This window comes from Gilvimarinus agarilyticus, from assembly GCF_000832015.1.
In the GTDB taxonomy this organism is placed as follows: Bacteria; Pseudomonadota; Gammaproteobacteria; order Pseudomonadales; family Cellvibrionaceae; genus Gilvimarinus; species Gilvimarinus agarilyticus.
Window position 1 is genome coordinate 2,171,018 of record NZ_JXCJ01000001.1, and the last position, 21,320, is coordinate 2,192,337.

The 21,320-nt window shown below is 51.7% G+C and carries 19 protein-coding genes; 12 read left to right on the plus strand and 7 right to left on the minus strand.

From position 1 onward, the window contains the following. Positions 1–4: 4 nt before the first annotated feature. Positions 5–538, plus strand: coding sequence for a P-loop NTPase family protein (locus SD69_RS09315; RefSeq protein WP_041522999.1), 534 nt, complete (start codon positions 5–7; stop codon positions 536–538). A gap of 155 nt (positions 539–693) precedes the next feature. Here the strand turns inward: SD69_RS09315 and SD69_RS09320 are convergent, their stop codons facing one another. Then, the gene (locus SD69_RS09320; protein ID WP_084591533.1) at positions 694–2,409 is read right to left on the minus strand and encodes a glycoside hydrolase family 43 protein; all 1,716 of its coding nucleotides are present in this window, start codon (positions 2,407–2,409) and stop codon (positions 694–696) included. Positions 2,410–2,690: 281 nt separating this feature from the next. Between SD69_RS09320 and SD69_RS09325 the strand changes: the two genes are divergently transcribed. Continuing rightward, on the plus strand, positions 2,691–3,452 hold the full coding sequence (locus tag SD69_RS09325; RefSeq protein ID WP_041523000.1) for a hypothetical protein: 762 nt from the start codon (positions 2,691–2,693) through the stop codon (positions 3,450–3,452). 160 nt (positions 3,453–3,612) lie between these two features. Here the strand turns inward: SD69_RS09325 and SD69_RS09330 are convergent, their stop codons facing one another. Continuing rightward, positions 3,613–3,975 carry a YajD family HNH nuclease gene (locus SD69_RS09330; protein WP_041523001.1) on the minus strand — a complete coding sequence of 121 codons (363 nt, stop codon included), beginning with the start codon at positions 3,973–3,975 and terminating at the stop codon, positions 3,613–3,615. Positions 3,976–4,552: 577 nt separating this feature from the next. Between SD69_RS09330 and SD69_RS09335 the strand changes: the two genes are divergently transcribed. The 3 genes from SD69_RS09335 to SD69_RS09345 all read left to right on the plus strand — a co-directional run bounded on the left by SD69_RS09335 (position 4,553) and on the right by SD69_RS09345 (position 6,081). Next, positions 4,553–5,152 (plus strand): exopolysaccharide biosynthesis protein, encoded by a 600-nt coding sequence (locus SD69_RS09335; protein ID WP_041523002.1) that lies wholly within the window; start codon positions 4,553–4,555, stop codon positions 5,150–5,152. Positions 5,153–5,293: 141 nt separating this feature from the next. Beyond that, complete coding sequence (locus tag SD69_RS09340) at positions 5,294–5,551, plus strand: hypothetical protein (RefSeq protein ID WP_041523003.1); 258 nt, start codon at positions 5,294–5,296, stop codon at positions 5,549–5,551. A gap of 278 nt (positions 5,552–5,829) precedes the next feature. Continuing rightward, entirely contained in the window at positions 5,830–6,081 is a 252-nt protein-coding gene (locus tag SD69_RS09345; RefSeq protein ID WP_041523004.1) for a hypothetical protein, read from the plus strand. Positions 6,082–6,291: 210 nt separating this feature from the next. Here SD69_RS09345 and SD69_RS09350 read toward each other — a convergent pair whose 3' ends face one another. Next, positions 6,292–7,308, minus strand: a complete 1,017-nt coding sequence (locus SD69_RS09350) for an outer membrane beta-barrel protein (RefSeq protein WP_041523005.1) — start codon at positions 7,306–7,308, stop codon at positions 6,292–6,294. A gap of 489 nt (positions 7,309–7,797) precedes the next feature. On the opposite strand from SD69_RS09350, the gene SD69_RS09355 reads away from it, so the two are divergent. Further along, entirely contained in the window at positions 7,798–8,679 is an 882-nt protein-coding gene (locus SD69_RS09355) for an EamA family transporter (RefSeq protein WP_198144083.1), read from the plus strand. Between the two features lie 38 nt (positions 8,680–8,717). On the opposite strand, the gene SD69_RS09360 is transcribed toward SD69_RS09355, so the two are convergent. Both SD69_RS09360 and SD69_RS09365 read right to left on the minus strand, forming a co-directional pair. Further along, a complete protein-coding gene (locus SD69_RS09360) occupies positions 8,718–9,098 on the minus strand; it encodes a DUF4112 domain-containing protein (RefSeq protein ID WP_052481033.1) in 381 nt (126 codons plus the stop codon). After that, the gene (locus tag SD69_RS09365) at positions 9,095–9,742 is read right to left on the minus strand and encodes a DsbA family oxidoreductase (RefSeq protein ID WP_041523006.1); all 648 of its coding nucleotides are present in this window, start codon (positions 9,740–9,742) and stop codon (positions 9,095–9,097) included. The genes SD69_RS09360 and SD69_RS09365 overlap by 4 nt, the downstream gene beginning before the upstream one ends. Before the next feature lie 226 nt (positions 9,743–9,968). On the opposite strand from SD69_RS09365, the gene SD69_RS09370 reads away from it, so the two are divergent. Together SD69_RS09370 and SD69_RS18100 are read left to right on the plus strand one after the other, a co-directional pair. Continuing rightward, positions 9,969–10,643 (plus strand): glutathione S-transferase, encoded by a 675-nt coding sequence (locus SD69_RS09370; protein WP_041523007.1) that lies wholly within the window; start codon positions 9,969–9,971, stop codon positions 10,641–10,643. Between the two features lie 122 nt (positions 10,644–10,765). Then, positions 10,766–12,523, plus strand: a complete 1,758-nt coding sequence (locus tag SD69_RS18100) for a sensor domain-containing diguanylate cyclase (protein ID WP_052481034.1) — start codon at positions 10,766–10,768, stop codon at positions 12,521–12,523. Positions 12,524–12,721: 198 nt separating this feature from the next. Here SD69_RS18100 and SD69_RS09380 read toward each other — a convergent pair whose 3' ends face one another. After that, positions 12,722–13,111: a glutathione S-transferase N-terminal domain-containing protein gene (locus tag SD69_RS09380; protein WP_041523008.1), complete on the minus strand. Its 390-nt coding sequence runs from the start codon at positions 13,109–13,111 to the stop codon at positions 12,722–12,724. A gap of 267 nt (positions 13,112–13,378) precedes the next feature. Between SD69_RS09380 and SD69_RS09385 the strand changes: the two genes are divergently transcribed. Then, positions 13,379–14,299, plus strand: coding sequence for an alpha/beta hydrolase (locus tag SD69_RS09385; RefSeq protein ID WP_041523009.1), 921 nt, complete (start codon positions 13,379–13,381; stop codon positions 14,297–14,299). Between the two features lie 202 nt (positions 14,300–14,501). Here the strand turns inward: SD69_RS09385 and yegS are convergent, their stop codons facing one another. Further along, complete coding sequence (gene yegS / locus SD69_RS09390; protein ID WP_041523010.1) at positions 14,502–15,398, minus strand: lipid kinase YegS; 897 nt, start codon at positions 15,396–15,398, stop codon at positions 14,502–14,504. A 282-nt stretch (positions 15,399–15,680) separates the two neighbouring features. Between yegS and SD69_RS09395 the strand changes: the two genes are divergently transcribed. The 3 genes from SD69_RS09395 to SD69_RS09405 all read left to right on the plus strand — a co-directional run bounded on the left by SD69_RS09395 (position 15,681) and on the right by SD69_RS09405 (position 21,126). Next, entirely contained in the window at positions 15,681–16,478 is a 798-nt protein-coding gene (locus tag SD69_RS09395; protein ID WP_041523011.1) for a transglutaminase-like domain-containing protein, read from the plus strand. Positions 16,479–16,804: 326 nt separating this feature from the next. Then, positions 16,805–20,149 (plus strand): MHYT domain-containing protein, encoded by a 3,345-nt coding sequence (locus SD69_RS09400; RefSeq protein WP_041523012.1) that lies wholly within the window; start codon positions 16,805–16,807, stop codon positions 20,147–20,149. Next, a complete protein-coding gene (locus SD69_RS09405) occupies positions 20,149–21,126 on the plus strand; it encodes a response regulator (RefSeq protein ID WP_269745033.1) in 978 nt (325 codons plus the stop codon). Before SD69_RS09400 ends, SD69_RS09405 begins: the two co-directional genes overlap by 1 nt. Positions 21,127–21,320: the final 194 nt, after the last annotated feature.

Consider the following 21,320-nt stretch of genomic DNA (forward strand, 5'->3'; position numbering starts at 1 on the left):
CTATATGCGCAAAGTAAACGTTATCGGAACCAGTGGTACAGGGAAAACTACTTTCGCAATCGCGCTTGCCGAGCGGCTTGGTTGTCCGGTCATTCATATGGATGCGCTGTTCTGGAAGCCGGGATGGACGGAGAGCGAGGACGAGGAGTTTTTTGCCAAGCTTGAGCAAGTGCTTTGCTGCGATAGATGGGTGTTGGATGGCAATTACAGCCGGAGCCAGCCGGTGAAATGGCAAGATGTGGACACGATCATCTGGTTGGATTTCAGTTTTACCCGAACCTTTGTTCAGGCATTAAAGCGCGCTATTGGGCGAATATGGATGCAGGAAGAGCTTTGGCCTGATACAGGTAACCGCGAAAGTCTTCGCCTGCTTTTCTCACGGCACTCAATCATACTTTGGACGCTGCGTATGTACCCAAAAAACAAAAAACGCTACGCGAATTTAATGAACGACCCCCAATACGCGCATATTACATTCGTTCGCCTACAGAGTCCGAGCGAATGCCGTACCTATATTGAGTCGGCGAGAACGGATTAAGGGAAGTAGGGCCTGAGGGATCAGGGCTTGGCTGGCGTAGAGTCGGGGTTACAAAGTATCTGAGCTATGCCTTGGATTTCAAAAAAACTTAAACCAGAAGCCCTTTATTGAGTTGCCTCTGCCGCCAAACGGCGGCAAAGGCAGTTCACAACGCATCAATCCGTACAATAAAGCCCAATCAAAGTCCCGACAAAACCACCCGTCACGTTGGTGCTGAGAATGGTGGCGTCTACGCCCTCGGCGAGCGTGTGCTGCGTACCATTTACCTCGTAGCTTGCCTGCATTTGTCCAGCGTCGAACGCGAGCGTCAGGGTTACTTCCCCTGAGCTGGAAACTGGCATGGCATCGATCAGCTCGTCTTCAGCCGATCCGTTTCTGCGGTAAAGCGCTACTTGTTTTTTACCATCGAGTTGGGTGACGCCCAGGAACATTAAGTACTGGTCGTTTTGCACGGCGGCAAGGCCTGCCATTTCGCCTTCAGCGGTCGGGTCAAAGGTGACCGTGGTGGAAATATCGGCAATATGGTGTTGTTGGCGGCGCCCGACGAAAGAGGGTACAGCATTCAAGTCACCAAGCCCGCCTCGGCAAGCCAGCGAGAGAGCGCCGTTTGCTACTTGATAAAAGTCGTCTTGCGGGTCGCGAATACCCATCCAGCTTACCGAGAGCGTATCCCCGTCAAAGTCGTCGGTGTAACTGAAGTCACCGGAGGTGGGGACGTCGGGTTGCGGCTGCTCGGGTAGCGCCGGCTTTTGCATGGCAAAAGGGATGCGCTCGCCTTGCGGCAACATGTAGGGCCAATCGTTTTCCCAGCGCACGGGTAGCAGGAAGGTCTCGCGGCCGATATTGAACATGTCGTGGTCGTAGGGGCGGATGGCGAGGAAGGTGGCCCACCAGTCGCCGTTGGGCAACTGAACAAACTTGGCGTGGCCGGCAGCAATGATGGGGTCTTCGCGTTCAAAGTCCAAATCACGCTGGGTTAAGATCGGGTTGTGGTCGGCAGGCTTGTAAGGGCCCCAGACATTGTCGGCGCGAAAGATGGTTTGCGAGTGCTGGATGCTGGTGCCACCTTCGGCCGCGGTGATGTAGTAGTAGCCATTGCGCTTGATGATGTGCGGCCCTTCAATCCACACGGGCTGTTCGGTGATGTCCACACCGCCGTTAATCAGCTGCTTGCGCTCGCCCACCATTGTCAGGTTTTTCCAGTCGAACTCCTGGATCCAGATGGCGCGGTGGCCGTCGTAGCGGGGCTCTTCGTTGGGGGCGCCGTTGTTGAGGATATAGGCTCTGCCGTCGTCGGCCCAGTAAATAGAGGGATCAATGCCCTCAAAGCCCAGCCAGTGCGGATCGGACCAAGGGCCGGTGGGTTTATCGGCGGTCATCACGAAGTTGCCTTTACAGTCCACGCAGGTGGATGTCAGATAGTAGGTGCCGTCGTGATAGGAAAGATCGGGCGCGAAGATACCGCGCGAAACGTTAAGGCCCGAGAAGTCGAATTGCTCCGGGCGATCAATAGCGTTGTCGATTTGAGTCCAGTTAACCAAATCTTTCGAGTGATAAATGGGTAGCCCCGGAAAATGTGTGAACGAGGAGGTCACCACATAGTAGTCGTCACCCACCCGAGCTACGGTAGGGTCGGGGGCGTAGCCCGAAATAATCGGGTTGCGGAACTCTCCTTTGCCGACGGTGACTTCCTCCTGAGACTGGCCCTGATAGGAAAACTGGGTGAATGTGGCGGCCTTTTGCCCTGCGGACGCTTGGCTGGCGGCCTGACCCGCGTGTGACGTACCACTTTGCGGGTTATCGCCCGGGGCGTTGCAGCCAGCGAGAGTGGCGATAAGCACCACAGCGTTGAGTGCGGACACTTTTCTCATGCTATTGATCCTCAATGTTCTGATTAACGTTATTCTGCGATATTTTTTAAAATATATTATGATAAATAGATATGGTGCATTTAACTATAACTATTTTGAGGTGTACACTCAAACCCGTTCGGCTCAGGCGGAAGCTGTTGGTGTGAGTCTATAGGCGAGCCGCACGATATTTGGAGTTTAAGTCAGGCCGCGCTGTCGACTTAAGCCTAAGTAACATCGAGCGCACAGATTACCCGCCAGAGTAAAATGGATAGCGATAGTTGGATGGAGACGCTTAACATATGAATAAAATTACGGTGGTGATAGTCGGCATTGGTTTGGCTTGTATTGCTTTAGTGACTTACTTGTACGGTGCCGGGGAGGTTGAGCATAATAACTCTGCCTCTATAGCCCCCCCTGCCGCCGAGGTCGACGTCTCACCCACCGCAATTGTTAAGCCTCTTGTCGAGAATGCTGAAAGGGCGGCTTTGGTTAGCTCCGACGCTGATTCTGAAGCTGGAGCGACGCAGGGCGATAAAAGTACTCCGCATACACTTATGGATAATTATGCCGAGCTTCACGAGCAACACGGTTATTATGATGATGTTGACCTTAGGGCGTACGATAATTACAGCGATGAAACTTTGCATGCCCTTGGGGGCGGCGGCGATGTTAGAGCCTTACTTAAGTTGTCAGAACGTTATGCAAGACGTTTAGAGCCTGAGGCAAGTCGTGCCCTTTTAATGGAGGCGGCCGCAAGAGGGGCGACCTCCGCTTTAGTGACCAATGCCATATCAATATCCTCCAGGTTACTGGCGGGACTATACGACGAGCAGGAGTCTAATACGGCCATTTACGAAGTGCTTGCCATGTGCGAAGTATCTTCGAGAATGGGCAATAATGTAGGCTGCTTGGATTTTCGCGAGGGATTTGTTGAGGATAATAATTTTATTCCAACGGAGCGAGATCGCGAGATTATTGACAGTAGGGCTGATGCTATTTATGAAAGTCTCAATAAAAAGCGGCGTGCGCTAGGTCTAGGCGACTTTGATGGCGAGAGTTGACTGAAAACGGTTATTTAAATGAGCTGATGGGGTTGGGGGATGCATTTTATATTCGCATGTATGCGGCATGCTGTGAAGTTGCATGGCCGCCCCGCTTTCTGTTATTTGGGTGACTGCACAGTCAGTACTCACCACTCACCACAACACTAACGGTACGCGCTCAATCCTCTTTGCCGCTCAGCTGCGCTTTTAAATCGGCAAAAGGGTTGTAGGTGGCGGGGGCGATTTTCTTTTCTGTGGTACTGCCGTAGCGTACGAGGTTTTCAAACTTTGTGTGCTCTTCGTCGTGGCAATAAAGGCATAGCAGCTCCCAGTTGCTACCGTCGGGCGGGTTGTTATCGTGATTGTGGTCACGGTGGTGCACGGTCAACTCAGAAAGGTTTTTACGAGTGAATTCGCGTGTACAGCGCCCACAAACCCAGGGGTAGAGCTTTAGTGATTGCTCGCGATAGCCTGCGGCTCTTTTGTTGTTGTATTCCTGCTGGGCGGCGCGCACCTTGTCAAAATTACTGGGGTTGCTCATAAAAGCCTCATTTCTGTTTAGCACAAAGCATAAACTAAAGCCGGTGGTAGGGGTAGGTCGCTGTCAGTGCTGCCTGTTAGCTCCCTCTCGGGCATGAGCGTTTGTGCTGGGGTAGGTCTTCGATCGACACCATACGTGCCTCTGTTCTTTGCTGCTTGGCGCGTTGTTGGGGCTATATATAGCTGGAATGGATTCTGCTTGTTCACAGTGGTGGCGGGAAAGCGGCTGATTAACGTCGATAAAGTGTAAGGGTTACACGGTGCGCTATAAAAAGTTGCAGTAATGAGAATACCCCGACCATGGCGATGCTCGTTGTGATGTGCCTCGACACATCGTAGCTTGTTTTAATGAGAAGTGAATAGTAAGGCTTATATGGCCTTTTACGTCAGAGTCGGCATAGCTGTAATTATGCTTGGCTTTTGTGTTGATGAGCGGCTGATCATGACATTGCAGAAGATGGTGTTGCAACGTCAAAGCAATGGGTGGCGGCGCGCGCCGCCCCCGAATTGCAAGACCAATAATATAGCTTAGGCTGTGTTGACGGCTGTGCAGCATTTTGCCTCAGAGGTGATGATACGTGGATAATCAGACGGAAGTTGCGAACCTGGAGCAGGTGATGGATCGCGTAGTGGAGACCGCGAGGGAGCACGACACCGTAACGGTCGAGGTGATTCTTGGTGCTATCGGCCAGCGCTCTTATGGCCCCGTGCTACTGTTAGTTGGCTTGTTGGTGCTAGCGCCACTGATCGGTGATATTCCGGGGGTGCCAACCTTATGTGCCATTATTGTTTTGTTGTTTTCGGTACAGCTTATGTTGCAGCGGGAGCGCTTTTGGCTGCCCAAGTGGCTGCTCAACCGCTCGGTTAAAAGCAGCAGCTTAACCAAGGCGGTAGAGCTTTCGCGCAAACCTGCGCGCTTTATTGATCGCTTAGTAAAGCCCCGGCTAACGTTTTTAATTCGCGGCTATATTCCCGCCCGCTGTGTGGCACTTTGCAGTATCGTCATAGCGTTAATGATGCCCGCGATGGAGTTTATTCCCTTCAGTGCCAATCTCGCCGGCGCTGTATTAACGTGCTTTGGCCTTGCCCTAATTGCTCGCGATGGCCTGTTGGTACTGCTGGCATTTTTGCTAACCACGGCCGCTGCCGGTTTGGTGCTGTACGGGCTGTGGGGGTAGGGCGGCTGGGTGCGGACGTCTTCACGCTGGCGTCTCGCACCTGTAAGATAAGTGATATAGAAGAGAGCGCATCAGAAGTATAAAAATAACGGTTGTTACGAGTCTATTGTTTCCAAGCCTTTAACCAAGGAGGGTGAAAGTATGCACAATTATCGAGCGCTTTTTAAGTTAACTACCTGCATGGGCTTGTTTGCCGGAATTGTGGTGGGTGTTTTTTACGCGGCCGTGGAGTTCATAAAGGGCAATCTAGTTGATGCGGTGGTGATTTTATTGGTGTCTCCTGTCCTCCATGTGCTTATGTTCGGTTTTTATTTTTTACTGGCTATTCCGGGTTACCGGCTGGCAATTAAAAAATCATTGTTTGGGCTGGATAAAATAGTAATCTCTCAGGAGGACTGATTATGAGCCTTGATAGTAGGCGTACCGCCGGAATATATCTAACAGCCGTGAATGTTGATTGGCTCGTAACCCAGTAATGCAGTAAACAATAAGGAGTGTTGAATGATGTTTAAACCGATGATGGTAGCTGATGTGGCGCTGGCGTTAGCCGCGTGTTCGGGATCTTCAGATACGGGGATCCCCGACATTGAGGAAGATGTTAGCATTTATCAGGGGTTTATGGGCAGGCGGTTATTTATAACGACGTTGCGGGCGAGGATCACTCGGTTGATGACGACTTGGGTATTCGCGCGTTTTACTTTACTCAGTACCACGAGGGTGATTACGACACCCCGATTCTGAGCACTAACACCAATAATCGCGGTTTTTATGAGTTGCCGCTTGAAACGGATACCGAATATTGCGTGTGCGATGATGTGGCGCGATCGTGTGCCAAGGTGAGCGTGGCTGAGGATGAATTGCTAAGGCTTGATTACAGCGTCAACCAAGAGGGTGGCCGCTGGGCTCAAGAGCATGCTCGTTGTGACTAGGGTGTTTGTAGCCAGAGTGGATGTTGGGCGCGAGTGAAAAGACCTAAACTGCCCGGGGTGCGATGGGCTCGAGTTCTGAGTGCTAACAGAGTGACAGCCAGTCTATACGGTGCAGCTTGGCATGGCCGCAATAAAGAAGTTTCCGGTGCTACTCGACACAGAAAAAAGCCGCTCAAAAGAGCGGCTTTTTTGCGTCAAGCTAAGCTGTTTTTACTTAGGCAGCTCGGTGCTGACAACCGCTTTACGATCGGCTGGGTTAGGTGATTGGCTGCTTGCCTCACTTTCACCTTTCCAATCCAGAGTAATGCGGCTTGCTGCTACGCCTTTAGAAACCAAGTATGCTTTAACGGCTTCTGCACGCTCTTTAGACAGACCCATGTTGTACTCTTCAGAGCCCGCGCCATCGGCGTGGCCGGTAACGGTGATCTGAGCGTCAGAGTCGCCCATTTCGCTGAGCAGTTGATCCAGCGCACCGGTGTTGCTGACGGTTGAAGAGTCAAAGTCAAACTGGCTAAGCACGTTAACTGGTTTGGTTTCGGGCTCTGGCTCTACCGGTGCAGCAACGGCTGCTGCCACAGGCTCAGCTACCGGCTCTTGCACGGGGCGGCCTTCAACGTTACCGAATTGCCACAACAGGCCAAGGGTAACGGATTGCACGTCTGGCTCGCGGTTCCAGTCGCTGTTGCCGTAGTCGCTTACGTATTGATACTGCAGGCGAGTTTGCAGGTGCTCAGTTGCGCGGAACACGATACCGGCGCCGGCGGTTGGAGCCCAGCCAGTTTCGTTTTGTGACTGCTCCATAAACAGGTCACCACCTTCTACCATGCTGGCATCGTAATACAGGCCGCCACCACGCACGTAGGCCATCCAGCGATCAGACAGAGGCAAGCCTACCAAAACAGACAGGTCGTAGCCTTCGGCCCAGGTTTTTTCTTTTTTGCCGTTGTTGCCAACGGCGTACCAAGAGGTTGCTTCGCCCAATTCGCGATAGCTACCTTCCAGGGCAAAGTAATCGTTGAAGCGATAGCCGGCAAACCAGTTGTAGGCATCGTCGTCGTCTTCACAGCTAATGGTCATGTCGCGACAGCCTGAACCGTACTCGCTCATGCCGTATTCGCCACCGAGATAGAGCCCCGATTTAGCGTGGGGAAAGTCATCGGCCTGAGCCGCACTGGTCAGAGCCAGCAAAATGCTTAAAATTCCGGACAACCCGTGTTTAATGTTCATGTCTAACTCCTGTAATACTCCAAAAATCGCTATCAAGGCTCAGCTTACCATAGAGCTCTTGCCAGTAAGTGTAGGCCACTTTACTAACATCGGCGATTCATTATGGTAATTATGATGTTGGCCGCTAGGACTAGCGGTGTTGAGGTGCCAGCGAAACCATTTGTGTGGGTATTCGCCCCCTCAGTAATGAACCTACACTAACGGGCCACCACTAACGGCGGATTATACAGTTATATTGAACTTACCACCATCATCGTAACTATAAATTTTACGCCGGCGTAACCAAGTCGGTAAAGACGTAAGCTAGGCTGGGCTGTTACCCCATCAGTGCACCACTGTTGTACGTGTCGTGACGGGCTTTGGATTCGCTCAGTTGCTTGAATATCCGACGCTAGGTTCACTGTGCGACGGGAATAACGGTACCTGTGGTTCGCACCCGGTTAAAAATTAGCCATGGTAAGATGCGCATTTTTCCACAGGCTGTTGGGTATGTTGACTGTCTTTCGTTTATCGCCGTTGTTGGTGTTGTGTTTGGTAACCATCATCTGGGCGTTTAGCTTCTCGCTGATTGGTGTTTATTTAAGCGGTGAGGTGGATAGTTATTTGGCGGTTTTGATTCGAGTATCGCTGGCATTGGCGGTACTGTTGCCATTTTTTAGGCCGAAGCAGGTGCCTGGCCGGGTGATGGTGGCGTTAATTGCGGTGGGCGCTGTTCAGGTGGGGATGACTTACCAATTTCTCTATCATGCGTTTGCTTACTTAAGCGTACCCGAGGTGCTGCTTTTTACTATTTTTACCCCGCTTTGGATCACCTTAATAGATGAAGTGCTTTTGGGTAAACGGCACTTACCGTTGCGCTGGTGGTTGGGATCGGCGTTAGCGGTTGTGGGGGCTGGGATTATTCGTTATCAGGGCATTAGTGGTGATGTGCTCACCGGTTTTTTATTGATTCAGGCTGCCAACCTTTGTTTTGCTTTAGGGCAGGTGGCGTATAAAAGGTTGCCGATTGATAAACCGCAGCAGCAGTTAAACACCTTTGCCTGTTTCTTTTTAGGCGCGGCGCTGGTGTCGGGCATCGGCTGTGTTTTGTTTACGAATTGGCACCAGGTGCCAGATACCAGCGTCGAATGGGCGGTACTGATTTGGCTGGGGCTCGGAGCGTCGGGAGTAGGTTATTTAAGTTGGGCGATGGCGAGTAAGCGCGTGAATACGGGGCAATTAGCCACCATGAACAACCTGCTGATTCCGGTAGGGCTACTGGTTAATGTTATTTTTTGGGGGCAGGGGACGGATTTGCTGCGGCTAGCGTTGGGCGGCGCGGTTATCGGTTTATCTGTGTGGGTGTGCAGTGTCCGGCAAGCGCAGGGGTAAGCTGGATGATGCGCGTCAATGTGGTTAACAACGGGGGTTTATAGTTTTTTCTCTAGGTGCTCTCTAAGCAGCCGGGTATTGCGGGTATTGGCTTTAAAAAATGCGTCAAACACGTCGCCCACCAGGGGGATCAGCCCACCGAGAAAATCGATGCCCATATTGGCCAGTATGCGCAGTTTTACCCAACGGCTGGCGCCGGCGCGGTGCGCCTCAAACAATACATAGCTTGAGAGCAGCAGGCCGGCGGCATCGCCGACGATGGGTAATATGCCAATAATCGCTTCGGTACCGATCCTAAAATTGGTCAGGGGGATGGGTATGCTGCTGTCAGTAAGCCGGCTGAATTTATCCAGCCGCGCTAATATTGCTCGCTGCTCAGCGGTAATTGATGTGGTTGTGTCCTGGGTTTGATTGCTCACTCGGCCTCTGCTGCAATATCCTGAAACGCTTGTACCAGTGTATCGGCTTCCTGTGCGCCGGATATCAGGTACTTGTTGTTGACGATGAACGCCGGTACAGCGCTAACGCCGGCTTGCTGATAAGTGGCCTCGTCGTCGCGCACGGTTTGGGCGTATTCGTCTGAGTTTAATACGGCCCGGGCTTGGGTTGCTTCTAAGCCCACGGTGGCGGCGCACTGAATTAATACATCGTGATTGGATACGTCGTCGGCTCTACCAAAGTAAGCGTCGAACAGTGCTAGCTTCATTTGGGTTTGCAGGCCCTGTTCTCCGGCCCATTTTACCAGCCGGTGGGCATCAAACGTATTACAGGTAAACCGTTCCTGGAGCTTGTCGAAGTTGACGCCCAGCGCGTTGGCAATCTGTATCATTTGATCTTGGTTGGCACGCATTTCGGCCTCGGTGCTGCCGTACTTACGCACCAGTGCCGGTAAAATGGGCTCACCCTCGCCGCTGTGATCCGGGTCTAGCTCAAATGCGCGCCATTGCACGCTAAAATTGTATTCCGGTGCCAGTTGCTCCATGGCCTGTGTCAGGCGCGCATAGCCGATCGCGCACCAGGGGCAAGCAATATCGGAGACGATGTCGATTTGAATATTGTGCATAGAGTGTCCTGTTGCCTGGTCGTGCCGCTTTGGGCCGTGTATGGCTGATCTGTGTATTGCAGAGCACTGTAACATGAAGTCAGTGTTGTGCTCTCAGATTCACCTGTGACTGGTGAGTTCCGTTGTTGGCGGGGCAGGTTGCAGGGCAGTGGTGGCCGGCGCCTTGACACCCTCCGCGCCATCTACGACCCTAGCGCCCCAACGTTTCAAATAAGCAAGCACCGTCATGACCGCCACGTTACCGATTTTATACTCGTTTCGCCGCTGCCCCTATGCTATGCGCGCCCGCCTTGGGTTGCTATTTGCCGGACTACAGGTGGAGCTGCGCGAGGTGGTGTTAAAAAACAAACCGCGCGAGATGCTGGATATTAGCCCCAAGGGCACTGTGCCGGTCTTACAATTAACCAATGGTGCGGTGATTGAAGAGAGCCGGGATATTATGCTGTGGGCGCTTGAGCAAAGTGACCCACAGGGGCTACTGCCAGAGGGGGCCTTGCCCGAGGTCAACAGTCTGATCGAGCAAAACGATACCGAGTTTAAGTACTGGCTGGACCGTTATAAGTACTTCGAACGCCACCCGGGCATGACACAGTCCGAGTACCGCCAGCGTGGGGAAGGTTTTTTGCAGGAACTAGAAGGTCGGCTAAACAAAAGTCGTTTCTTGCTGGGCGAAACCGTGAGTGTCGCCGATATCGGCATTATGCCGTTTGTGCGTCAGTTTGCTCATGTCGATCGCGAGATGTTTTACCGCCTACCGTATCCGCAGGTGCAGCGGTGGCTACAAGACTGGCTAAAGCACCCGACTTTTGTGCAAGCGATGATCAAATACCAGCCATGGCAAGCGGGGGATGAGAGCGTGGTGTTTCCTTTACCGGAATTTCTTGTTCGGGCAAGCCTATAAGCGGGGTGTCAACCAATCTGTAGATCGGCTTGTGTGGCACCTAAAGTTGCACCATAATCAATACAGCCTCTGGGCATCGTGGGGCTAATGGATTTTGTTGTCGCTATAGGATTTGCAACCTAATGCACCGCGTCGCTTTTGATAGATGGTTTGCCAAGGGGCTGTTATTGCTGGCCCTTAGCTTGTTTAGTGGTTTGCTCGGCGCCCAGCCTGTGCCATTAAGTGCCTTGCAAGGTCAGGATGTGTACAGTGTGTTTCCCTCGCAACCTATGCGGTACAGCGCTAATGCTAACCTGGATAACCCTGCCTCATACTCGCCCAGCCCTCCCGCTGCCCCCGGCTATTTCGGCGGTGCTTATAAAATTGAGTTTACGGCTATTAACGATCTGGCTAGCGATACCATAGTGCTCGAACCGGGCGGCAGTATCGTCGAGCGGGTGTTGTTACAGTTTGGCCAAAAGCCTCTTAGCGGTGCCCCCGCGCCTGTGTTGCTGCGCCAGGGCGAGCTCTTCCCCAACGCGTACCCTTTTAGCTACGGCTTTTATCTGCATTGGCCCCAAGGGGAGGTACGACACGTCAGTATTATTGTACAGAGCGATTATATTTATGCCCCCATGCGTCTATGGGTCAACTCCCAGGCGCGTTTTGAGTCGCTATCGCGCCAGGAGTTGGCGGTACAATGGTTGTGCTTAGGGGCGGGGATAGCGCTTAGTATTTACAACTTAATTATCTATTTTGCCAGCCGCCGGCCCATGCACCTTTATTATGCTCTGTTCGCCATCTCTTGGGTGTTTGGTTGGGCGCAAGTGCTACAAGTACCTAAAGAGCTGTTGGGCTGGCAGTGGCCCGGTTTGCATTGGGTTGGGTTTTTGCTGCTACCGCTGACCAGCGCGCTGTTTTTTAGTGATTTCTTAAGCTTAAAGCACTATCTCCCCAAGCTTTATAAGCTCGCTATATACAATGGTACTGTGAGTGCGCTTTTGATTCCGGTGGCAATCAAAGTACCAGGGGCGGGAGTGTTGTTTGCCAGTGTATTTACCGGCCTGATGATGGTGTTGGCGATAACCGCCGGTGTAATCCGCTTGCGGGCAGGCTATAAACCGGCGTGTTATTTTTTGTTGGCGTATTTGATGTTGTTGTTGCCAAATTTAATGTCCAACTTAGTTAACCTTGGGCTTTTACCACCGCCGGCTTTTAATCTTTACCTGTTTGGTTTGATGGGCACCGCGCTCGATGCTTTGCTGCTTGCGTTTGCTATGGCTTATACGCTCCAGCTTATTAACCAAGAGAATATCCGCTTAAAAAACAATTTGGGTGAGGTGGTATCTGCCAGAACCGAGGCGCTTGAGCTGGCACAACATGAGCTGCAAAAGAGCAATGCCCAATTGCGCGCGATGGCCTATACCGACCCGTTAACCGGGTTGATGAACCGACGTTATTTTGAAGAGCGGCTCGCGCAAGAAACCGAACGAAGTTCTAGGTACAAAGATAACTTTTGCTTGCTACTAATAGACTTGGATTACTTTAAAAAAATAAACGATCAGTTTGGTCACAAGGTCGGTGATGAATGCTTGGTTAAAGTGGCTGGCTTGTTAAGGGGTCACGTACGTACGTTAGATGTTGTGAGCCGGTTAGGCGGCGAAGAGTTTTGCGTGTTAATGCCAGGCGCGGATAGGCAAAACGCCATCCAGCTGGCCGAGCGAATCCGTATTACTTTGGCTAATACCCACTTCCCGGGCTGCGACGGATTGAGTTTAACCTGCAGCATTGGTATCTCGAGCTCGGCAAGTTTTGCAAAAGATACGGATCTGATTGATAAAGCCGATAAAGCCCTGTATCAGGCCAAAGCCCACGGGCGGAATAAAGTGATCTTTGCCTAGCAGGTTGTTGTAAAACCCCTCGCCCTACGGGGCGTTCAGGCTGGCCCGTACTCGGCGTTAGCACTTTTCGATGGGTGGACACACACCTTCACAATGGCGCCTAGATTATGACTCAGCCTGAAAATCTGAGCACGTAAGGTTTTTTCAAAAGCCTGCTAGGGGCCGGCCGCCGAAATAGGTGGTTGGTTTATGGCGCCTTTACCCTAACGCCGGCTCCGCACCAAAACGCTTTTCTAAATACGCAATAATATCCGAAGACTCGTACATCCAGGTGGTTGTGCCGTTCTCATCAATCCGCAAGCAGGGCACTTTAACCCGGCCGCCACCTTGCGCTAATTCATTGCGGTAGGGCTTGCCCTGTTGCGCGTCTCGCAATTGAATAGGTAGGTTTAGGCGGTGCAGCGCACGACGGGTTTTAATACAAAAGGGGCAGGCAAAAAACTGATATAGCGACATATTTTTAAGCTCGTTTTCTACCTTGGCCTGCGCTTCTGGGCTGCGTTTTACTTTGGCCGGGCGAGTGAGCCAGCTAATAAAAGCGATGATACTACCAAGGCCTTCACGCAGTATTTTGATGATTAGTTTCATGTTTGTTCCTAAGTTTAGTCTTCGCCGCCACGCAAGGGGTAAATCGCCGGGGAGTTACGCTTGCTTGCCGGTATTCATTGGGGTGGCCGTCGTGTCAGGGCGGCTACCATACCGCATTAGGCCTACCGGTTTCTACCGGGGCTGCTTAAAGACGGCTACCAGAGGGTGCCGCGCGCTAGACGCATTATAGTCATAAGGACTATAATGTTTTGGGTAGCCCCATTCCCACCTGAACCCAATAGCCAATAATAGAATTAGGTGATCATTATGAAGAGCATGCATGTCAAAGCGTTTTGTCAGCTGATAGCGTTTAGTTTACTGGGCGTTAGTGCGTTAGCACTGGCGCAAGACGGCAAGATGTATCCCATCGCTGCGCCGGACGAGCCCACAGCAATAGCCCTGAATACCGGGGGTGTAGATGGGCAGGAGGCCGAAGAATCCTGGTTTCGTCAGTGGGGCGATCCTATGGCGCGCAATATCTCTAAGGCGACTTTGACCCCCGTACTGGCGGACCCGGAAAAAGCCAATGGTGTGTCAGTCATTGTTGCACCCGGTGGCGGCTTTATGTGGTTGTCGATGGGTAATGAGGGTTGGGAAGTGGCCGAGGCATTAGCCGCCGAGGGCATTAATGCCTTTGTTTTAAAGTATCGCCTGCAGCCCACAGCGCCAACTCTGGAGGCCTTTGAAACACAAATGAACCAGCGGTTTGCGCAGGCGGAAAACATCACCGACGATGAAGGTGGCTCCGGGCGACCACGCTGGGATCTCTCTGATCAAATTGCAGACGTAGAAGCGGCGTACGCCATGATATTAAAGCGTGCTGATGAGTGGCAGGTAGATCCGGCGCGCATTGGTATGATTGGGTTTTCGGCCGGAGCCGGCTTAACCATGGCCACCACGCTAGAGTCCGACAAAGTCGACTTAGCCTTTATCGGCCCTATTTATGGTGGGCTTAACGCCGTCGATGTACCGGCAGATGCGCCACCCATGTTTGCCGCGATTGCCAGCGATGACTTTTTATTTCACGGTCAGTTTGGTTTGGTCAGCGCCTGGCATGAGGCGGGGATACCCGTTGAGTTTCATTTGTATCAAAATGGTGGACACGGTTTTGGCCTGGGTAACCCTGATCGCACCAGTAATAAATGGTTCGAATCGTTTATTTACTGGTTAGAGGTGAATGGTTTTTAAGCCGTGTGCGGCACCAGAGCCCCTTAGCCGATAGCCTCTATGAGTAATTTATTGCAGCAGCCTGAGTCTTTGGGGTGTATGTATAAAAGAAAGAAGGGGGAAGGCGTTGTCATAGCGCAGCCGGAAATCCCGCACGTAATGCTGGGCGTATTGAAATGTGCCCGGCTAATCGAGGGTACAGCAAGCTAAACAGCAGAGCTCTTTAACGTTTAAGCAGCGGGCAGTTAGCCGGTAGTATTACCGGAATTGCGGCTGGGCAAACGCTAAAGCGGATATTGTTGCTTTTGATCGGCTCGCCATCCAAATTAATAGGCATCGGCATTTGCGACTGCCACTCGATCCATTCGCAGCTGAAAGCTTTGACGTATTCGTTATCGCTGGCAGGCTGCTGAAGCTCTTTAAGAACTTGCGTAAATGCCTCGGCCGGAAAGCGACGAATTGCCACTGTATTGAGCAGTCCGTCGTCGATTTTGGCGTGCTCTGCCAGCACTTGTCCGCCGCCGGCTTGCGAGCCGTTACATACCGCACTGACGATAATCTCATCATGCCATTCGTTATCGGCGTATTTTATACGGCCTTTGTGAGGTGTAAAACGCAGAGCCTGAACCAAGCCGGACAGTGTATATGCGCCACCGCCCAAACAGTTTTTAAGTGCGGTCGGGGTCGATGCCGTTACCTGTGCGCCAAAGCCGCCGCTGGCTACGTTGATAAAGTACCCCTGGTTAGCCTGAATCACATCAATATCGGTTGGCTCGCCGGTTTGCGCGAGGGTGAGTGCGTGGGCGTAATCGCCCGGGACTTTAGCGGCCGTCGCAAAATCGTTGGCGGTACCCATGGGGATAATGGCAAAGGGGAGGCGCTGCTCGGGGGGCAGTAACATCTGGGCGTTGACCATTTCATTCACGGTGCCGTCACCGCCGGCAATCACTAGGCGTCGGACTCCGTCGGCGCAGGCTTCGCGGACGAGACGCGCTACATCGCCGTGCTCCCAAGTGACGCGGAGCTCCACGGCGGTTTTTCTTCGCGCGCTATATATCGCTGTGCGAAACGCTTCTAGTCCAGCTTTTTTGCCGTTTACAATAACGCGAATAGGGTGCATGTTGTGTCCTTACAAAGTCTTTTACGGCCGTTACCGAGTTTTGCGTTGTGACACGCCCAGGCAAATTGCCAGTTTCCGTGTCAGTGGCGGGTTGCTCGCGCTGATTTGCGCCGTATTTGCCCATCATTGTAGCCGATAAAAAGTGCGTGTGGCTGGCGCGGATGAGTGTTGCCAGCGCGATCGCGTTGCACGCCTCTAACATACCACTGTGAAAAGCGGTATGCTGGTGTGTATCGGTTTTACCATTCTCACTGTTTTTCAACAGGTCAATAGGTCTCTCTCATGTGGTTGCGCGCCAGTTGTGAACTAAGTTTTGATATCTCGGTGCCCACGCCTTTTATTTTAATGTTGCGCCCGCGCAGTGGTGCGCAACAGTGGATAGCGCGTGAGGAGTACAATATCGCGCCCAGTGTGCCGGTTTACGAGTTTACCGATTTATACGGCAACTTGTGCCAGCGCCTGGTGGCGCCGCCTGGGCGATTCTCTGTGAATACCGTGGCGGAGGTAAAAACTGCCGACTCTGTCGATCAAGCCCCTGGGGCGGAGTTTATTGAGGTGCAGTACCTGCCAGACGCGGTGCTGGGTTACTTGTTGCCCAGCCGCTATTGCGAGTCGGAATTGTTTTGCCAAATGGCCACCGAAATTACCGCCGGCTGCAACTTGGGCTACGATCAGGTGGCGGCGATACAGACGTGGCTACGCGAGCGAATCCGTTACGAGCCGGGCAGCAGCAATACTCCGATGTCGGCGGTCGATGTCAACCTCAGACAGGTTGGTGTGTGCCGCGACTTAGCCCACTTAGGGATCGCGTTATGTCGCAGTTTGAGTATTCCGGCGCGTTTGGTGGTGGGCTATTTGCACAACCTTGAGCCTATGGATTTACACGCCTGGTTTGAGGCTTATGTTGGAGGGCGCTGGTATACCTTTGATGCCACTCAGCAAGTGCTGAATGGCGGTTACATCACCGTGGGCTACGGTCGCGATGCCGCCGATGTGGCGGTTTACAGTCAGTTTGGGCCACCGGTGTACCCTCTTGAACAGCGTATTGCAGTGACCGATGTGAGTCATTCTCGCGCTTAATAGACGTGTTTAGTGTTCCGTGCTGCCACTGATCGAATCCAGTTTATTACGTTAAATATTGCCTTTGCTGGCTTTGTATCACTGCAAGAGTCTCGTGATACACCTTGACGCCCCCTTGCCGGATCTTAACGATTCAATACTCTAGTTGCTCGCCAGCCGGTCGATAGTATGTGGTCACCCCACATTCGCGGTACCGGCGGGTGCCTTTTGCATGCTTTTAAGTGTCTGATATTTTGTATAAGATATATACTGGTGGCGCGTAAATCATCCTAGGTTGTGGTGTTTTGGCGGGTGCTCCGCTGTTTTGTGATTATTGGGGGGCGTCAATGCTTTCGGACTTTTTCTTTACTCATCATGACCCGAGCTTGTTATTAAGTGGGGTTTATAACTACAAGCTGGTGGCGCTTTCGGTTTTTACGGCTGTATTCGCCGGCTATTTTACGTTGCATCTGTTGGATCTGGCCCGGTTAACGCCGATCAATAAATACCGCCACATTGCCCGTGGCATGGCCGCGCTTATTATGGCCGGCGGTATTTGGAGCATGCATTTTATTGGTATGCTGGCGTTTTCGTTGTGCCGGCAGATTGAGTACGATCCGCTTGTTACACTGCTTTCTTTTATCCCCGCATTTGTTTCGTGTTTGTACGCCATTTTTCTGTTAAGTCGCGACGGCTCTTTTAAGAACCTTCTGATCGCCTCGGTATTGTTGGGTGCGGGTATTGGCACTATGCATTACAGTGGCATGGCGGCCATGGAGCTGGCTCCTTTGTTGCGATACGACCCCTTAATGTTTGCCTTGTCGATCGTGGTGGCGGTCACGCTATCGTTTATTGGTTTGCTTTCACGATTCTATTTGCACCGGGTTATGCCCGGGTTGAGCAGTGTCCAGAGCCGGTTGATTGGGGCCGTGGTGCTCGGGTGTGGGGTGTCGGGCATGCACTATATGGGTATGGTGGCGACTCGTTTTATCGATACCAGTGCCGCGGCGCCACGCAATGCACTGGTGCAATCTGATTTGTCGTTTATCGCCATTAGTGTTGCCTGTATCACAATAGGCCTAACCTTGGCGGTCGCTGTCATCAACGGCTTGCTGCGTTTTCAGCTGTTGCTTGCCGAAAAAACCGAGCAAGAGTCGCGCCTCAGTGCGATCTTGTCTACCGCGGTGGATGGCATTGTTACTATTGGTGAAGCCGGCGATATTCTTAGTGCCAACGGAGCCGCCGAAGCGATTCTTGGCTATCGTGAAGAGGAACTTATAGGGCAGAGCGCATTGCGCTTAACCGATGATCATCAAGAGCCTCTATCCGTGTGCCCGATAGGTGCTGTGGCGGTAGATTTGTCGGGCTTTGTGGGGCGAAATAAATTTGTGCAAACGCGCCATAAGGATGGGCACAGTGTGCCTATTCGCTTAGGCGTGGGTGAGGTGCGCCTGTCATTACGCCAGCGTATGTATGTGGCATTTTTAACGGATTTAACCGAACAGCACAAATTGCAACAAGAGCTGCTAGAGAAAGAGCGGCAGTATCGCTCGCTGGTGAACAATATTCCTGGGGTGGCATTTCGCTGTGAGGCGACACAACAGTGGCCGGTGATATTTGCAAGCCCCAGTATTCAAGACCTTACAGGCTACAATCTGAGCCAATTTCTGAAGCGAGAGATAACCTTAGCTGACTTAGTTCTCTCGGACGATTTACCCGAGATTGAACGCTCACTGCAGCAGGCGATATCACGTCGAGCGAGTTATTCGATCGAGTACCGTATTCGGCATCGCACCGGTGAGGTTCGCTGGGTGTGGGAGCAAGCCAGTCATCACCTGGACGGGGATGACAAGCCGCTTTGGATTGACGGTGTGCTAATGGATATTACCGAACGTCACGCCTATGAAAACCAACTGAAAGCGGCAAAACAACAAGCCGAACAGGCGGCTCAATCAAAACAGGCATTTTTGGCCAATATGAGCCACGAGATTCGCACGCCGATGAATTCGATTATCGGCTTTAGCGAGGTGATGTTGGAGTCTGAGCTACCTGATGATCAGCGCAAACACCTCAGTACGATTCACTCGTCGGCACGATCGTTGATGCATTTGCTTAACGATATTCTCGACTCAGCCAAACTAGAGAAAGGTAAAGTGGATATTGAGCTTGAGCACTTTTCTCTGTCGGCTTTGCTTGATGGCGTGATTTCGACGTTCTGGCTACTGGCAAAACAAAAAGGCATAGACCTTAATTTGGAGTTGGACGATGATCTGGCCCATGTGTATGTGGGAGACCCAAACCGGATTCGGCAAGTGTTAACCAACCTCTTGGGCAACGCCGTTAAATTTACCGATACCGGATTTGTAACGGCCCGTGTTACTCCGGCGGCTAACAACGACATACTGTTTGAAGTGATTGACACGGGAATTGGTATAGAGGCCGATAGAGCCGAATCGATTTTTCAGGCTTTTGAGCAGGCCGATAGCACCACAACCCGCCGCTTTGGTGGTACGGGTTTAGGTACGACGATCAGTAAGCAACTGGTCGAATTAATGGGCGGGCGCATTGGTGTAACCAGCGAGCCCAACAAAGGCAGCCACTTTTATTTTAGTTTGCCATTACAGGTGGGTGACGAAGCGGAATTACAACGTGATACCCGACGAGCGAATGTTGAGCTGCCACCGCTGAATATTTTGGTGGCCGATGATATTGATACCAATATTGAGCTTTTATTCTTAATGTTGTCCCGTCAGGGGCATCGCGTTATCTCGGCGAGTAATGGGGAGGAGGCGTTTCAACGCTATCGCAACGGTCAGTTTGATATTGTGCTGATGGATGTGCATATGCCCATCTGTGATGGGATTTGTGCCACTGAGAAAATTCGTCAACATGAGCGGGAAAACAGTTTGCCTAAAACGCCCATTATTGCGTTAACGGCAAGTGTTCTTCAGCAGGATCGAGCCACGGCCTATAACGCCGGGATGGACGGATTTGCCAATAAACCGATTAATGTCGATCAGCTTTACAGCGAGATCGGGTGCGCCCTTGGCTTGTCCGATAGACAGATCTTGCCAGAGGAAAATCTCGGGGGGGGCGCCTGTATAGATTTTGAGCATGGCGAGCTGCTGTGGGGCAGCAGGGATCGTCAGTGCCGGGAGATTAATACCTTTTTAGAAAAGAACCGAACTTCCTTTAAAGCACTGGAAGAACCGGGTGTCTATCAAAGCGACCAGAATGCCAAGCTGCTCCATACCTTAAAAGGAGTGGCGGGTAATTTGGGTTTGGCGCAACTTGCACGGTTGTTGCGACTGATGGAGCAGGCGAGCTCGGAGGCTGAATACGAAGCTTTCTGCAGGTGTCTTGCTGATAATGTCAATTCCATTCACGAGTTGCTTGAATTGACGGAGAATGGAGACGATGTATCAACGGGGAGTGCGACGGCAGCTGTGCTAACGCTGGATGAAACGGTAACCATTTTGCAACGACTGAATACGTTAGCCTCGACGTTTGAAACAGATGTAGCGTTGTTAGAATCCTTAAGAGCGGGTGCGAACCTGACTCTGCGAGCTGACATCGATAGGTTGATGAGTGCTTTTGATGACTTTGAGTTCGATCAGGCGAGCGCTATTCTCACTCAGCTGGTCAAGCGAGTTTCGACAATGATAGCCGATATGGACCCCGAAAAGTCATGATGAATACGCCTAGAATATTAGTGGTAGATGACGAACCGACGAACCTAAAAGTTATGCAGACAGTTCTGTCGGGTGAGTATCGGTTAGCGTTTGCTAAATCTGGTGCGGCAGCGCTCGAAGCGGTTAAACAGAACCCACCAAACTTGATTCTGTTAGACGTAATGATGCCTGAGATGAGCGGGTTTGACGTATGTCAGGCACTCAAAGCCGACGTTAGCACGCAACACATACCGATTATATTTGTTACGGCACTGAACGAAGACGATGATGAATACAATGGCTTTTCACTCGGCGCGGTTGATTATATAACCAAGCCTATAACCCCGGCGCTGGTGAGGGCCCGGGTGCGAACTCACCTGTCGTTGGTGCAGGCGAAGCAGCTAAAAAAAGCGCATATTGATTTGGTACAACGGTTAGGTGCGGCGGCCGAATACAAAGACACGGATACTGGCGAGCATATTATCCGTATGAGTTTGTACAGTAAGCGCTTAGCGCTGGCTTATGGTGTAAGTGAAGATCACGCCGAGTTAGTGCGTCAAGCCGCACCTATGCACGATATTGGGAAAATCGGTATTCCCGACGCGATTTTGCTTAAGCCCGGTAAGTTAACTGCAGAAGAGTTTGCCACTATGCGCGAGCATACAACAATAGGCGCAAAGATACTGGAGGGTTCTGAGTCTCCCCTGATTCAACTGGCTAAGGTACTGGCTATGGAGCACCATGAAAAGTGGGATGGTAGCGGTTATCCGCGCGGGCTCAAGGCCGAGGAGATTTCATTAGAGGCGCGCATCGTCGCTATCGCGGATGTGTTTGATGCTTTGACCTCCAGACGCCCCTATAAAGAGGCTTGGACGGCTGAAGAAGCTTTTACACTGATTGAAGATCAGGCAGGGCGTCATTTTGATCCGACATTGGCGCCATTATTTTTGTCGATAAAAAATGAAATTTTAGAGGTCAAAAGCAACTACAGTCGGTAGTTTGAGCTAATAATAGATCGTTAAACCGGGGCTTATGGTGGTTTGCCTGATGTACAGGTGGGCGGTATCTTTGATAGGTAAGATGGATCTGCAGCAATGAGCTCGGGTATAATTTTGGTAAATTCTTACTCAATGCGTAAGGTGATACCGATTAACCTTTTGATCGCAGTCCGGTTGCACGGCCTATTAGGTAG

Excerpts from the sequence above, each read along its gene's own strand:
- SD69_RS09315 (WP_041522999.1), top strand. The coding sequence starts at position 5 with ATGCGCAAAGTAAACGTTATCGGAACCAGTGGTACAGGGAAAACTACT.
- SD69_RS09320 (WP_084591533.1), bottom strand. The coding sequence starts at position 2,409 with ATGAGAAAAGTGTCCGCACTCAACGCTGTGGTGCTTATCGCCACTCTC.
- SD69_RS09325 (WP_041523000.1), top strand. The coding sequence starts at position 2,691 with ATGAATAAAATTACGGTGGTGATAGTCGGCATTGGTTTGGCTTGTATT.
- SD69_RS09330 (WP_041523001.1), bottom strand. The coding sequence starts at position 3,975 with ATGAGCAACCCCAGTAATTTTGACAAGGTGCGCGCCGCCCAGCAGGAA.
- SD69_RS09340 (WP_041523003.1), top strand. The coding sequence starts at position 5,294 with ATGCACAATTATCGAGCGCTTTTTAAGTTAACTACCTGCATGGGCTTG.
- SD69_RS09350 (WP_041523005.1), bottom strand. The coding sequence starts at position 7,308 with ATGAACATTAAACACGGGTTGTCCGGAATTTTAAGCATTTTGCTGGCT.
- SD69_RS09355 (WP_198144083.1), top strand. The coding sequence starts at position 7,798 with ATGTTGACTGTCTTTCGTTTATCGCCGTTGTTGGTGTTGTGTTTGGTA.
- SD69_RS09365 (WP_041523006.1), bottom strand. The coding sequence starts at position 9,742 with ATGCACAATATTCAAATCGACATCGTCTCCGATATTGCTTGCCCCTGG.
- SD69_RS09370 (WP_041523007.1), top strand. The coding sequence starts at position 9,969 with ATGACCGCCACGTTACCGATTTTATACTCGTTTCGCCGCTGCCCCTAT.
- SD69_RS18100 (WP_052481034.1), top strand. The coding sequence starts at position 10,766 with ATGCACCGCGTCGCTTTTGATAGATGGTTTGCCAAGGGGCTGTTATTG.
- SD69_RS09380 (WP_041523008.1), bottom strand. The coding sequence starts at position 13,111 with ATGAAACTAATCATCAAAATACTGCGTGAAGGCCTTGGTAGTATCATC.
- SD69_RS09385 (WP_041523009.1), top strand. The coding sequence starts at position 13,379 with ATGAAGAGCATGCATGTCAAAGCGTTTTGTCAGCTGATAGCGTTTAGT.
- yegS (WP_041523010.1), bottom strand. The coding sequence starts at position 15,398 with ATGCACCCTATTCGCGTTATTGTAAACGGCAAAAAAGCTGGACTAGAA.
- SD69_RS09395 (WP_041523011.1), top strand. The coding sequence starts at position 15,681 with ATGTGGTTGCGCGCCAGTTGTGAACTAAGTTTTGATATCTCGGTGCCC.
- SD69_RS09400 (WP_041523012.1), top strand. The coding sequence starts at position 16,805 with ATGCTTTCGGACTTTTTCTTTACTCATCATGACCCGAGCTTGTTATTA.
- SD69_RS09405 (WP_269745033.1), top strand. The coding sequence starts at position 20,149 with ATGAATACGCCTAGAATATTAGTGGTAGATGACGAACCGACGAACCTA.